The following is a 14,102-nucleotide window of genomic DNA, read 5'->3' as shown; positions in this document are numbered from 1 at the left end:
ATCCGGTTTGGCTGAGCATAAAGCAAAGCATTTCCAGCGGTCTCTCGCGAAAATTGGTTACCCGGTAACTCCCTTGAAAAAGGATATTCGCGTGCTGACAGTCTTTAGTAACAACCACCGCTTGCACCATGGCTCGGAACTCAAGGACGGCGCGATAACGCCATCGTTTGAAAACCCCCAGCGTGCCGACACCGTGCTGGCCCGGGTGCTCGGCACCGGCCTGGGCGATGTCATCGCCGAGCAGGCGTTCGACCGTGCCTGCTACGTGGCGGCGCACAGCGAACGCTATGTGAGCTTCCTGGAAAACGCCTGGCAGGAATGGGCCGCCACCGGCAAGACCCACGACGCGCTGCCGCTGGTGTGGCCGGTGCGTGACCTGGCCATCGACCGTGAGCCCGGCTTCATCGACGGCAAGCTTGGTTTCTACGCCATGGACGCCGGTGCGCCGATCACCGCTGGCACCTGGGAGGCGGTACGCAGCAGCGCCAACGTTGCCCTGACCGGCATGCAGCGCATCATCGACGGTGCCGACAGTGCCTTCGCCCTGTGCCGCCCGCCTGGGCACCATGCGGCGCGTGAATACATGGGCGGCTATTGCTACCTGAACAACGCTGCCATCGCCGCCGAGCGCTGCCTGAGCCAGGGCGCCAAGCGTGTGGCCGTGCTGGACGTGGACTTCCACCACGGCAACGGCACGCAGAACATCTTCTACGATCGCCCCGATGTGCTGTTCGCCTCCCTGCATGGTGACCCTCACGTGTCCTACCCGTACTTTTCCGGCTACGCCCATGAGCAGGGTGTGGGCGCAGGCGAAGGCTTCAACGTCAACTACCCGCTGGGCAAAGGCACGCGCTGGGCGCAGTACCAGCTGGCCCTGCAGGACGCGCTCAAGCGCATCGTTGCGCATCGGCCCGAATACCTGGTGGTGTCGCTTGGCGTCGACACCTTCGAGGACGACCCGATCAGCCATTTCAAACTCACCAGTGAAGACTTCCTGCGCATGGGCGCCGAGATCGCCAGTGCTGGCATCCCGACCCTGTTCGTGATGGAAGGCGGCTACATGGTCGATGAGATCGGCATCAACGCGGTGAACACCCTGCAAGGCTTCGAAAGCGCGCGTTAAGCCCCGCGACAAGCCGTGGCCACGCTGGCCACGGCACAGCACGACTAGCCAGACCAACAATAACAAGAGGTCGCCCATGCAAGACATGTCCGCAAGCCTTGAGCAAAGCAAACCGGCAGAGCCCGCCCGTGACGGGCACCTGCAACGCACGCTGGAAAACCGCCACATCCAGCTGATTTCCATCGGAGGCGCCATCGGCACCGGCCTGTTCATGGGGTCGGGCAAGGTGATCGCGCTGTCCGGTACCTCGATCCTTCTGGTCTACGCCATCCTCGGGTTCTTCGTCTTCTTCGTGATGCGCGCCATGGGCGAGCTGCTGTTGTCCGACCTGCGCTTCAAGTCGTTCGCCGACATCGTTGCCCATTACCTGGGCCCGCGCGCCGGCTTTGTGCTGAGCTGGTCGTACTGGCTGAGCTGGAGCGTGGCGGTGGTCGGCGACGTGGTCGTGGTGGCGGGGTTCTTTCAGTATTGGTACCCCGATGCACCGGCCTGGCTACCCGCGTTCTTCACCCTGTTCGTGCTGCTGGGGTTGAACCTGCTGGCGGTGCGCATATTCGGCGAGGTGGAGTTCTGGTTCGGTATCATCAAGATCGTCGCCATCGTGCTGTTGATCATCACGGCGGCGGTGATGATCGCTACCTCTTATACCTCGCCCAATGGTGTGGTCGCCTCGCTGTCCAACGTGGTCGCGCCGGGTGCGGTGCTGCCCCATGGCATCAGCGGTTTCTTTGCCGGGTTCCAGATTGCCGTGTTTTCTTTCGCCGGTACCGAACTGATCGGCACCACCGCCGCCGAGGCCAAGAACCCGCATCGCTCGCTGCCCAAGGCGATCAACACCATCCCGCTGCGCATCCTGCTGTTCTACATCCTGGCGCTGGTGTGCATCATCAGCGTGGTGTCGTGGGCCGAAGTGCCGGCCAACCGCAGCCCCTTCGTCGAACTGTTCCTGCTGGCGGGTTTTCCGGCGGCGGCGGGCATGATCAATTTCGTGGTGCTGACGTCAGCTGCGTCATCGGCCAACAGTGGGGTGTACTCGGGTTGCCGGATGTTGTTCGGCCTGGCCGAGCGGCGTAACGCACCGGCCCTGTTCGCCAGGCTTTCGGCACTGAGCGTGCCGGTGTACAGCCTGGTGTTTTCCGGGGTGTGCATGTTGATCGGGTTGAGCTTGCTGTTCATCATTCCCGAGGTGATGACCGTGTTCACGCTGATCTCGACGGTGTCGGCGATTTTGGTGATCTTCACCTGGTCGATGATCCTTGCTGCGTACCTGGCTTATCGCAGACTCAACCCGGCTGCGCACGACGCCTCGCTGTTCAAGTTGCCGGGCGGGGTGCCGATGGCAGTCACGACCTTGGGCTTTCTCGGCTTTGTGCTGGTGCTGCTGGCGCTGCAGCCGGATACCCGGTTGGCGCTATGCGTGATGCCGTTGTGGTTCGTGTTTTTGCTGGTGGCTTACCATCGTCGCCGTGAGCACAATTAATGAGCCGACAGTGGCGTGACCGTCCAGTGGTTGATTTAGAGAAGTTTCCTACAGGTTTTTAGGAAGCCCACTGAGCCTCCGGCAAGCGATTCCTCGTTAGGGTTCAGGGACCATCAGGGTCCCTTTCTACGCGAGGTCGCTTATGCCCCTTAGCCAACGTATCGCCATTGCGGTAGCCGAAGCCGGGCTGCCGCACGACCAGTGCATGTCCTGCGAGCGGCAAGGCCTGCCGATTCTGCCACTGCGCCGCGCCTTAGTGCCGGATGCACGTCCTGGTTGTGTCACCACTGTTGCCGGCAGCCTACATGTTTCGACGAAAATGGGCCTGCGCACCTTGCGCATGGGCTACCTGTACGTGCTGCTGGACCAACAGGTCTGGCATGCCTACGAAGTCAGCGAGCAGGGCCACCTGCGCCGCTTCAACCCCTACGAACCTTCCGACGGCCTGCCCGCACCACTCCCCGAAAAGTGCGTGAATGAAAACCACGACATTCCCTCATCTTTCCTGAACATCGATACCGACCGCTATGGCAGCGCCTGGCTGGCCTTTTCGAGCGACCCTTGGCCGGTGAGCGTGCTGAATGCCTACAAACGCGGCACGGCACCTGCGCATCGCTTTGAGGGTTTGGACCTGACTCCGGCGCGCAACAACCCCGAATTGCTGGGCATCGCCATGACGCCTGACAACCTGCAAATCGACAAGGAGGTGTTCGAGTACGCGCAGCACGGGTGTTCGCCGTTCGACAGTGCGCATGGCTTTTACACCCGCTGGCTGCGCCGGTTTGCACTGAAGGGGTACCTGGTCAACGCGATGAACCGGCACAAGCTGGAGAGCGGTGTGCTGGCGGTGGTGCTCGACGACACCGTTGGCTTGATTCAGGAGTACAACCATCAACGACTGAACTGGGTGGTGAAGCGTCAAGTCTGGCGCGAAGAGCCCATGCGGGCGTATCAACTGCAGACTTCACAAATTCTGCAGATCATTCGCGCGACGCACCGGGAGTGGGCGGCACAGAAAATACCGTCGCTGGAGCCAATGACCGGCGACGGGCCTCCGGTGTTCGTGGATCCGGCAGTAGAGCGTCAGCGCCTGGTCGAGCGTGCGCAGCTGGAAAGTGACGAGCGGCTTGAAGAGCGCTACCACGAACCGCAACGGGCGGCGTTCCAGGCCGAATACGACCAGCAGGAAGCCGAGTTCCAGCGCTACATCGACAAGGACGCCCGTGCGTATGCCGCACTGTTCGACACGCCCATGTTCAAGGTGGCCGAGCAGTACGATTACGACGGTGATCATCGTGAGTCTGGCGTGGCGTATGCCAAGACCATGGCGTTGTGCCTGGGGGGCGGTATTACCGAGGCCGTGGTGCTTGGTACGGTGCCAGCGGCCGGCACCAGCGAAACGCTCTGGCTGAAATGGCTGCAAGACCCCGACAGCCCACCTTACCGCGCGTTGTTGATGCGGGACCGTGCATTGCTGGCCGGGCTGCTGCCCAGTTTTACCGCTGCCGAAGCCATCAACTGGAACGACAGCGACAAGCTCTACGGCATCTTGAGCAAGATCATTGCCAGCGACGACGCGGGCCTGCGCATGCGCAACACCCTCAAACAGGCCATCGCCGAAACGCAGAGCGCGCTCAACGCGGCCAGCCAGCGCCTGGCGCCCAACGTGCTCCCTGGCATTCAAAAAGCCGTGCGGCACCTGAACAGCGCGACGCAGTTCCTCTACAACGGCGTGCACCTGATCGAACTGGAAGTGAAGATGAAGCTGGGCGAGTACTACGCCTTGCAAAGTGCCCACCTGCGCGAATTGCAGCACAAGGCCAATGCCTCTATCGCCGAGGCACGGGACCGGATGCATCGCAGCATCGATGACTTCGAATTTGGCTCGATGAAGGCGTTCCGCAAGGTGCGCCCGATCATCCAGCATGGGTTGATGAGCCTGGCAGTGCTCGACCCACGGTTCACCAACACCATGATCAGCGTGACGGTGTGGGTCGAAGGCACGGCTGAAGAGGTGCGTGGCCGGTTGTTTGAAGAGGCCAATATGAAGGTGACTCAGGCCAGCAGCGCGGCACAGATAGCCTTGGTGGATGTCTCGGTGGCGGCGGGGACGCTGGAGGCGAATGCGCGCAAGGTGTTGCAGGGGATGAGGATCACTTCGCAGCAGGCGGCGCAGTTGGTGCGAACCGGCTTTCGCGGCTTGCGCGGTGTGGCGGGAAGTTGGGAGTTGCTCCTGGCGATTGGAGGGCTGTACTTGCAAAGTAACAGCCTCAAAAAAAACCTGGAAAAAGCCGACATGGAGGTGGGGCCTAAATCCAAGGAGTCTGTGATGGCTTTATATGCTTCTGGGTTTGGCTTGTTAAGTGGTGGGGTAGAGGCGGTCGGACTATCCGTCAGGGCAGCCGCAATATCATTAAATGGCAGGGTAGTGGTCAATGCCGAGAATTCAGGTGCGACGCGGACACCTGCCCTGCCGGGGCAAGCAATTATTAAGCTAGGCGCATTACTAAGTGCGGTGACAGGTGCATTTGACGCAGTGCAAATGTACTTTGCTATGCGCCGAGCTGAAGCAGCAGGTGATAAGACTGCCGCTAATCTGTATAAGTTGGCAGCAGGGAGCTATGTTTTTGCAACCGGCGCTGCCGCGCTAGCTGTATTTTATCCTTTCATACTGGGGCCGCTTGGATTAGCTGTCGTGTTTGCGCTGGCGGCTTACGGTTTGAGTGAATGGGCCGAGAAACATGAATCGACTCAGTTGGAGTTATGGGTAAGGCGCTGTTATTTTGGCAGGGCCGATGAGCTACCAGCTATCCATTGGAATATGCCCGAGCACGCTGATATGGCGTTTGCTGAACTGAACGCAGCTACGTTAGGCGTTCAAGCAAAGGTAGGGTTTGAAACGCGTCCGGCAATGCCAAACATTGGGGAAAAAATAGGAGGGTTTGCCTACCTTTCCAGCGAGCAGAGAATAAAATTTCAGATAATTATGCCTTGTTTTGGTGAGGCCTCCGTCTATAGATGGGTGTTAACGGTCCACCGGGTTGGAGATGGGGTTTATCCTGAATTTTTTGGTGGGGAGGCGGTGGCGGAAGGAGGGTTGTGCTCCACGCACGTAAATTCCAAAATTCAGGGGCTGGTATTTGATAGCTTCAATCCACCTCATATACCTGATTACAAACATGAGCGTGCGTTTGCCAAGGAGGAGATCAAGCATACCGTCGACGCGAAAGGCAACAAAATCTCATGGAAGCACATCTTTGGCGAGATAGAGCTGATTAAAATTTTGGCTGGGCACAGTATATTGGCTGCAAGCCTCGCCTTGGCGTATTGGCCGGATCGAGGTGTGTCAGATGCTTTCGTTCAAGTGACGATGCGGAGTGAAAATGAATAAATTTGATTATTTGCCTGTGCGCGGCATAGGTTGGAAATATGACCTGCCAGGTGTGGGTGAGCTGCCGGAAAGGAAATGGAGTTTGGAAGATGTTGAGCCTGCACCCAATCAGCTAGACGAGAATTATATCGAGCTTTCGACACGTACCATTAGTGTGAGAGGCGTTGGTGTTTTGATTGGCTCTATAACATTGGTGGTGGGTGTGTGGCTGTCGCTGTGGGTTTTCTACGATATGCTTGTAGCGTTCTCGGAGGGGAAGGGAGGGAGGTTGGATTTTTTGTTCATGATCTTGGGTTTTGCTATGGCTTGGAGTTTTATTCCTTACGTGAAGTTGGACTTTGTGCTTCCTCGTGATGAACCGATACGTTTCAATAGATTGCGCAGAAAAATCTATGTGTATCGCTACCGTTTCGATCGGTTCTACGTATTCAGCCGCATACGCTGGGGCGTCAAACCTGTGGTCTACAACTGGGACGACCTGACAGCTGAGGTCTATCGGTTTTACGCCCCAGGCTGTGGAGGTTTGATCGAAAACGTCATGCTGTCAGTTCGCAATCCCATAACTGACCAAGTAATCGACCGCTTCATTTTTACCCACGACCTCTACCAAGGCGAGGCCTACTGGGCCATCGCCCGGCTGTTCATGCAGCAAGGCCCCGAAGCCCTTCCGAAGTTCGTCCATCCCCCCCGGGACTGGAACGATGACGATGGTCTTAGCCCCATGCATCGCCTAGCACCCAAGGTCCGGTGGCCAACGGAAATCGACCTTGAATCTCGCAGTGCACCCGCAACAAACGATGTCCGCTAAAACGCTTGCCCCCAAGGCCCTGTGCTGTTCACTCAGACTGCCTGCTGCGCAATCAACGCCAGGCACCGCTGCACCACCGGGCTCACATCCCCCTTGCGCCGGCTAAGGATGATCGGGCTGACCGCGCCGCTATCCAGCAAACCGACATACTCGATATCGGTGCGATGCTGCTGCTGTACCGACGCCGGCACCAGGGTTATCCCTACACCTACAGCCACCAGGCCGATAGCGGTCTGCAGTTCGTTGGCCCATTGGCTGACGCGGATACTCATGCCGTGCTGCGCGAACAGCGCCAGCACATGGTCGGCATAACTGGGCCGAGGGTTGGCCGGGTAGAGGATGAACGCTTCGCCCGCCAGCTGGGCCAGGCTGAGCGGGCTGCCCGCCAGCGGGTGGCCCTTGGGCAGCACGGCCACCAGCGGGTCTTCGCGCAGTACCTGTTGCTGAATGGCCGCGTCATCGATGCGAATGCGCCCGAAGGCGATGTCGATGCGCCCGGTCTTCAACGCTTCCACTTGCTGCAGCGTGGTCATCTCGCTCAAGCCCAGCTCCAGCTCGCTGTCCTGACGTAGCTCGCGGATCAGCTCTGGCAGCACGTTGTACAGGGTGGAGGGGGCAAAACCGATGCCTAGCCACTGGCGCTGGCCCTGGCCAATACGACGAGTGTTGTCGCTGATGTTCTGCAACTGCTGCAGCACGGTGCAGGTCTGCTCGTAGAAGAAGCGACCCGCTTCGGTCAGCCGCAGCGGGCGTTCGCGCACCACCAGCAGGGTGCCGAGCTGGTCCTCCAGCTGGCTGATCTGCCGGCTCAACGGCGGTTGAGCGATGTGCAGCAACTCGGCGGCGCGGGTGAAGTTCAGGGTCTCGGCCAGAACCTTGAAGTAACGCAGGTGGCGCAGCTCCATCAGACCTCCAGGGTATGGTGGGAGATTCATTTGATATTGGACTGTCATCAGGGTCTCGCGCAATCCTTGAACAATCAAGTAAATGCACCATTCGGGCCTGCAACTGGCAGCCCGATCTGACGGGACCTGGCAACAATGACAAGTGCGCTGATTGAACGTATAGAGGCAATTATCGTCGACCTGCCGACCATTCGCCCGCACAAGCTGGCAATGCACACCATGCAGCAGCAGACCCTGGTGGTATTGCGCGTGCGCTGCAGCGATGGCGTGGAAGGTATCGGTGAGGCCACCACCATCGGCGGCCTGGCCTATGGCTACGAAAGCCCCGAGGGCATCAAGGCCAATATCGACGCGCACCTGGCACCTGCGCTGATCGGCCTGCCGGCAGACAACATCAATGCCGCCATGCTCAAGCTGGACAAGCTGGCCAAGGGCAACACCTTTGCCAAGTCCGGCCTCGAAAGCGCCTTGCTCGACGCCCAGGGCAAGCGCCTGGGCCTGCCGGTCAGCGAGCTGCTGGGCGGCCGTGTGCGTGACAGCCTGGAAGTGGCCTGGACCCTGGCCAGCGGCGACACCGCCCGCGACATCGCCGAAGCTCAGCACATGCTGGAAATCCGCCGCCACCGTGTGTTCAAGCTGAAGATCGGCGCCAACCCGGTGGAGCAGGACCTCAAACACGTGGTGGCGATCAAGCGTGAGCTGGGTGACAGCGCCAGCGTGCGTGTCGACGTCAACCAATACTGGGACGAGTCCCAGGCCATTCGTGCCTGCCAGGTACTGGGCGACAACGGCATCGACCTGATCGAGCAACCGATTTCGCGCATCAATCGCGGTGGCCAGGTGCGCCTGAACCAGCGCAGCCCGGCACCGATCATGGCCGATGAGTCGATCGAAAGCGTCGAAGACGCCTTCAGCCTGGCCGCCGACGGCGCCGCCAGCATCTTCGCCCTGAAAATCGCCAAGAACGGTGGCCCGCGCGCCGTGCTGCGCACCGCGCAGATCGCCGAGGCCGCCGGCATCGCCTTGTACGGCGGCACCATGCTCGAGGGCTCGATCGGCACCTTGGCCTCGGCCCATGCCTTCCTCACGCTGCGCCAGCTCACCTGGGGCACCGAGCTGTTCGGGCCACTGCTGTTGACCGAGGAAATCGTCAACGAGCCGCCGCAGTACCGCGACTTCCAACTGCACATCCCCCATACCCCAGGCCTGGGCCTGACCCTGGACGAACAGCGCCTGGCGCGCTTCGCCCGTCGCTGATAAGCAAGCAAGGAGATAACCATGCTGTTCCACGTGAAGATGACCGTGAAACTGCCGGTCGACATGGACCCGGCCAAGGCCGCCCAGCTCAAGGCCGACGAAAAGGAACTGGCCCAGCGCCTGCAGCGCGAAGGCACCTGGCGCCATCTGTGGCGCATTGCCGGGCACTACGCCAACTACAGCGTATTCGATGTGCCCAGCGTCGAGGCGCTGCATGACACGCTGATGCAGCTGCCACTGTTCCCGTACATGGACATCGAGGTCGACGGCCTGTGCCGGCATCCCTCGTCGATCCACAGCGACGACCGCTGATTCGCACCTGTCTACCTGACAAGAACAATATGAGGTAAGCACGATGACCGTGAAAGTTTCCCACACTGCCGACATTCAAGCCTTCTTCAAGCAGGTGGCTGGCTTGGACCACGCCGAAGGCAACCCGCGCTTCAAGCAGATCATCCTGCGCGTGCTGCAAGACACTGCACGCCTGGTCGAAGACCTGGAGATCACCGAAGACGAGTTCTGGCACGCCGTTGACTATCTCAACCGCCTGGGCGGCCGTAACGAGGCGGGCCTGCTGGCTGCTGGCCTGGGCATCGAGCACTTCCTCGACCTGCTGCAAGACGCCAAGGACGCCGAAGCCGGCCTTGCTGGCGGCACTCCGCGCACCATCGAAGGCCCGCTGTACGTCGCCGGGGCGCCGCTGGCGCAAGGCGAAGTGCGCATGGACGACGGCACCGACCCAGGTGTGGTGATGTTCCTCCAGGGCCAGGTGTTCGATGCCGACGGCAAGCCGTTGGCCGGTGCCACCGTCGACCTGTGGCATGCCAACACCCAGGGCACCTATTCGTACTTTGACTCGACCCAGTCCGACTACAACCTGCGCCGGCGCATCATCACCGATGCCGAGGGCCGCTACCGTGCACGTTCGATCGTGCCGTCGGGGTATGGTTGCGATCCGCAGGGGCCGACCCAGGAATGCCTGGACCTGCTCGGCCGTCATGGCCAGCGCCCGGCGCATGTGCACTTCTTCATCTCGGCGCCGGGGTACCGCCACCTGACCACGCAGATCAACTTCGAGGGTGACAAGTACCTGTGGGACGACTTTGCCTACGCCACCCGTGACGGGCTGATTGGCGAGCTGCGCTTTGTCGAAGATGCGGCGGCGGCGCGTGACCGTGGCGTGCAAGGCGAGCGCTTTGCCGAGCTTTCGTTCGACTTCCACCTGCAGGGGGCCGCGGCGCCGGAGGCCGAGGCGCGCAGCCACCGGCCGCGTGCGTTGCAGGAAGGCTGAGTACCAGGCGCAGAACGTTGGGGCTGCGCAGCAGCCCCCGGCATTCTGAGCGTCTTTCACTGTGTTTTTTGCCTGGGCCTTTCCGTGCGGGGAGGGCCTGGGCTTTTTGCTGTCCGCTGAAAATCCATCTGCATTTCCCTTCTGTTTCCCCCCTCTGGTCCTTTCGAAATATCCCTCGCCGAATTACGTGAAAAGTGGTCTAAATATTTTTCGCTTGCGCGTGAGCTCAGGTCTATCTGTTTCTTATAAAAACCCACATAAATCAACGATTAACGTGGTTTTATCTGTTTTCAAGCGCAAATGAGTGAGGTGATTTTCTTTGTTTTTAGCGTGAAAATTCAATTGACAATTCACGTAAATAATCGCAAATATCTGTCACCGGCACCCAAAACAAGAGAGACAGATATGCCGCCCCAACCTGCCTTCGCTTCCCCGCGTGGCCGGTGCTTGCCAGTGGCCAGCGCCGCCCGCCATTCCCAGCCTCAACACCCGAACCGCGCCTGAGACGGAGATAGTCCATGGATTCGCTTTGCCTGCGTGACGCGCCCCTGTCGGCGCTTGCCTGCGGCCCTGCTTTCGAGGCCTTGCTTGACGGCGTTCGTGATCGTGCCCGCCTCGGCGAGTTCGATCGCCAGCGCCATATTTCCCGCGACGTGATCGATGCGTTCAAAGCACATGGCGTATACCGCGCCCTGGTGCCCAAGCGCTTTGGTGGGTTGGAGTGCTCGCCAGCGGCCTTCTGCGAAATGATCGAGCGCATCGCCCACGCTGACGGCTCTGCCGGCTGGGTCGCCAGCTTCGGCATGAGCCCGGTGTACCTGGCGGCGCTGCCGCTGGATACCATCGCCGAAATCTACGGCAACAGCCCTGACACCGTGTTCGCCGGTGGCATCTTCCCGCCGCAGCCGGCCGAAACCGTGCCCGGCGGTTTCAAGGTCAACGGCCGCTGGAAGTACTCCAGCGGCTCGATGGGCGCCGATATCGTTGGCGTCGGTATCACCCCGCGCAACGGCGACAAGCTCGACCTGCCGCGCCTGGCGGTGCTGCCGCGCAGCCAGGCGCGCATCGAAGAAACCTGGGACACCGTCGGCCTGCTCGGCACCGGCAGCCACGACCTGGTGGTCGAGGATGTGCGGGTGGGCGAGCAGTGGACCTTCGTGCGCGGCGGCAAGCCGAACCTGGACGAGCCGTTCTTCCGCTACCCGTCGCTGTCGTTCGCCACCCAGGTGCTGTCGGTGGTCGGCCTGGGCATTGCCCGCGCCGCACTGGACGAGCTGTCGGGCATGGCCAGCGGGCGCATTTCGGTCACCGGCGCCCCGGCCCTGGCCGACCGGCCGCTGGCCCAGGTGGACGTGGCCAAGGCCGAGGCCGCCCTGCGTTCGGCGCGGGCCTTCTTCTACGAAGCCATCGAGCAGGCCTGGGGGCATGTGCTGGCTGGCGACCCGGTGCCGGTCGAGGTGACCAACCTGCTGCGCCTGTCCTCGACCCATGCCGCGCGCGTTGCCGCCGAAGTGGCGCGCAGTGCGCAACTGCTGTCCGGCATGACTGGCATCTACAACGAGAGCCCACTGGCGCGCTGCGTCAACGATGCGCAAGTGGTCACCCAGCACGCCTTCATGGGCGACGTCACCTACCAGAACGCCGGAGCCATGTTCTTCGGCAAACAGCCCCTGCCGGGCTACCTGTAACCCTCGGGAGATTTGTCATGAGCGACACAAAAGCCTTGCGCGTGCTGTTCTGCATGGGCATCAACCAGAACTTCTTCGATGCCCCGCGTGAAGAGCAACTGCAGGTGTGGGCCGCCTTCAGCGCCATGTGGAACGGCATCCACGACCTGCCCGGGGTACGCGTGCTGGGCAACATGGACGATGACCAAGCCATGGTCGGGCCGTCCGATGGCTTCCCCTGGACCACCTACCTGCTGGCCGATGTGCCCAACATCGAGGCCGTGCACGCCGCCTGCAACCTGTTCCGCACCACGGCGGTGGGCGAGGGGCCTTACAAGCTGTGGCGCTACGCCAAGGTCGAGGCCCGTGTTGGCCGTGAACTGATCATCCAGCGCGCCTGAGAAGAGGAATAATCCCGTGAGCAACCTGATTCCCGCCATCAACCTGGCAATCGATCCGGCCGAGCTGGTGCAGCCCGACCGTGTCCACACCTCCCTGTACACCGACCCGGCGCTGTTCGATGCCGAGCTGGAAAAAATCTTCCACAGCACCTGGATCTGGGTCGCCCACGAAAGCGAAATCCCCGAAGCCGGCAGTTACAAGACCACCTACATCGGCAAGCAGCCGGTGATCGTGGTACGCGACCGCAAGAAGGCCATCAACGTGCTGCTCAACCGCTGCCGGCACCGTGGCGCCACCGTCTGCGAGCACAAGAAGGGCAAGACCAACAGCTTTGTCTGCCCGTACCACGGCTGGGGCTATGCCCTGGATGGTTCGCTGCGCGGTATCCCGCACCCGGAAAGCTACGGCGACTGCCTGGACAAGGCCGAGCTGCCCTTGGTCAGCCTGCGCACCGAAAGCTACGCCGGCATGGTCTTCGCCACGTTCAAGGATGACATCGAGCCGCTGGAGGACTTTCTCGGTGCGGCGAAGAAGTGGATGGACCTGTTCATGAAGCAGGGCGCCGGTTATGGCATCAAAGTGCCGGGCGAGCACCGCTTCCGCTTCCCCGGCAACTGGAAGATCCAGCTGGAAAACACCACTGACGCCTACCACTTCCCGCTGGTGCACAAAAGTTTCCTGTCCTCGGTCGATGAGCAGACCCTGGAGCTGTTCGACTTCGTCAAGGGCCCTGGCTATGTCGAAGACCTGGGCAACGGCCACAGCGTGATGGTGATGATCCCCGAACTGGTCGACCTGGAGGCCGACCTCGACAAACCGATCCCGGAGCGCTTCGAAAGCCTTGCCGCCGAACTGCGCGACGAAGGCATCGACGAGGCGCAGGTGCGGCGCATCGTCCGCGCGGTCGGTGGTTCGGGCTTCAACCTCAATTTGTTCCCCAACGTGGCCTGTTCGATGGCGTTCTTCCGTGTGCTGCAGCCGATTTCGGTGAGCGAAACCGAAATCCATCATGCGGTAATCACCATGGATGGCGGCCCGGCGGCGGCCAACCGCTATCGCCTGCGCTTGCACGAGCATTTCCAGGGGCCGATGGGCTTCGGCACCCCGGACGATTCCGAGGCGTGGGAGCGGGTGCAGAAGGGCGCCCGCGCCGGTGAAGACCTGTGGATCATGCTCAACCGTGGCCTGGTGGGTGAAAAGCCCAGCGCCGATGGCCTGATTTCCGACGTCAGTGCCGAGACCGGCATGCGCGCGGCGTACCAGCAGTGGAAGAAGATGATGACCGCGGAGGCCAAATGATGAACCTGAACCTGTTCAACGAAGTCACCGCGTTCATCTGGCAGGAAGGCGACATGCTCGACCATGGCGAGTACGACGCCTGGCTCAACCTGTGGACTGACAAAGGCACCTACATCATCCCGATCGACCCCAAGGAAAGCGACTACGAGAACACCTTGAACTACGCCTATGACGACCACCACATGCGTGCCCTGCGTGTGCAGCGGCTCATCGGTGGCGAGTCGATCTCGACCAGCCCGCAGCCACGTACCGTGCGCACGATTTCGCGTATCCGTGTGCTCGCGGACGACGGCGTCAATGTCACCGTGCGCGCTGCGCAGAACGTGCGCGAGTTCCGCAAGGAAAGCCTCAAGCACTACAGCGCCGACCTCACGTACACCCTGGTGCGAGCCGAGGGCGGGTTCAGGGTCCATCGCAAGGTGATCAGCCTGATCAACAGTGACGATACCCTCGCCGGTATCGGCTACATCCTCTGAGGG

At 61.1% G+C, this 14,102-nt stretch carries 12 protein-coding genes; 11 read left to right on the top strand and 1 reads right to left on the bottom strand.

Translation table 11 applies throughout. The features are described from left to right. Positions 1-91 precede the first annotated feature (91 nt). The 4 genes from Q9451_RS19195 to Q9451_RS19180 all read left to right on the top strand — a co-directional run bounded on the left by Q9451_RS19195 (position 92) and on the right by Q9451_RS19180 (position 6,802). Positions 92-1,123: a histone deacetylase family protein gene (locus Q9451_RS19195; protein ID WP_012271849.1), complete on the top strand. Its 1,032-nt coding sequence runs from the start codon at positions 92-94 to the stop codon at positions 1,121-1,123. Between the two features lie 76 nt (positions 1,124-1,199). Beyond that, the gene (locus Q9451_RS19190) at positions 1,200-2,603 is read left to right on the top strand and encodes an amino acid permease (protein ID WP_012271850.1); all 1,404 of its coding nucleotides are present in this window, start codon (positions 1,200-1,202) and stop codon (positions 2,601-2,603) included. A gap of 142 nt (positions 2,604-2,745) precedes the next feature. Continuing rightward, positions 2,746-5,994, top strand: a complete 3,249-nt coding sequence (locus Q9451_RS19185) for a T6SS effector BTH_I2691 family protein (protein WP_345960709.1) — start codon at positions 2,746-2,748, stop codon at positions 5,992-5,994. Beyond that, the gene (locus Q9451_RS19180; RefSeq protein ID WP_223296408.1) at positions 5,987-6,802 is read left to right on the top strand and encodes a DUF6708 domain-containing protein; all 816 of its coding nucleotides are present in this window, start codon (positions 5,987-5,989) and stop codon (positions 6,800-6,802) included. The genes Q9451_RS19185 and Q9451_RS19180 overlap by 8 nt, the downstream gene beginning before the upstream one ends. Positions 6,803-6,834: 32 nt before the next feature. Here Q9451_RS19180 and catR read toward each other — a convergent pair whose 3' ends face one another. Beyond that, positions 6,835-7,707 (bottom strand): HTH-type transcriptional regulator CatR, encoded by an 873-nt coding sequence (gene catR, locus Q9451_RS19175; RefSeq protein ID WP_012271853.1) that lies wholly within the window; start codon positions 7,705-7,707, stop codon positions 6,835-6,837. 135 nt (positions 7,708-7,842) lie between these two features. On the opposite strand from catR, the gene Q9451_RS19170 reads away from it, so the two are divergent. The 7 genes from Q9451_RS19170 to Q9451_RS19140 all read left to right on the top strand — a co-directional run bounded on the left by Q9451_RS19170 (position 7,843) and on the right by Q9451_RS19140 (position 14,099). Then, positions 7,843-8,964 (top strand): muconate cycloisomerase family protein, encoded by a 1,122-nt coding sequence (locus Q9451_RS19170; protein ID WP_012271854.1) that lies wholly within the window; start codon positions 7,843-7,845, stop codon positions 8,962-8,964. Positions 8,965-8,985: 21 nt separating this feature from the next. Further along, positions 8,986-9,276, top strand: a complete 291-nt coding sequence (gene catC, locus Q9451_RS19165; protein ID WP_003256111.1) for a muconolactone Delta-isomerase — start codon at positions 8,986-8,988, stop codon at positions 9,274-9,276. 43 nt (positions 9,277-9,319) lie between these two features. Next, positions 9,320-10,255: a catechol 1,2-dioxygenase gene (catA, locus tag Q9451_RS19160; RefSeq protein WP_012271855.1), complete on the top strand. Its 936-nt coding sequence runs from the start codon at positions 9,320-9,322 to the stop codon at positions 10,253-10,255. Between the two features lie 518 nt (positions 10,256-10,773). Beyond that, positions 10,774-11,943: an indole-3-acetate monooxygenase gene (gene iacA / locus Q9451_RS19155; protein WP_012271856.1), complete on the top strand. Its 1,170-nt coding sequence runs from the start codon at positions 10,774-10,776 to the stop codon at positions 11,941-11,943. A gap of 17 nt (positions 11,944-11,960) precedes the next feature. After that, a complete protein-coding gene (locus Q9451_RS19150) occupies positions 11,961-12,323 on the top strand; it encodes a hypothetical protein (RefSeq protein ID WP_012271857.1) in 363 nt (120 codons plus the stop codon). A 16-nt stretch (positions 12,324-12,339) separates the two neighbouring features. After that, positions 12,340-13,623, top strand: coding sequence for an aromatic ring-hydroxylating dioxygenase subunit alpha (locus Q9451_RS19145; RefSeq protein WP_012271858.1), 1,284 nt, complete (start codon positions 12,340-12,342; stop codon positions 13,621-13,623). Next, positions 13,623-14,099 (top strand): aromatic-ring-hydroxylating dioxygenase subunit beta, encoded by a 477-nt coding sequence (locus Q9451_RS19140; protein WP_041166471.1) that lies wholly within the window; start codon positions 13,623-13,625, stop codon positions 14,097-14,099. Before Q9451_RS19145 ends, Q9451_RS19140 begins: the two co-directional genes overlap by 1 nt. Positions 14,100-14,102 lie beyond the last annotated feature (3 nt).

Source organism: Pseudomonas sp. NY8896, assembly GCF_039634505.1.
Note: the sequence above shows the minus strand (reverse complement) of the source record. Positions and strands in the feature narration are given on the sequence as shown.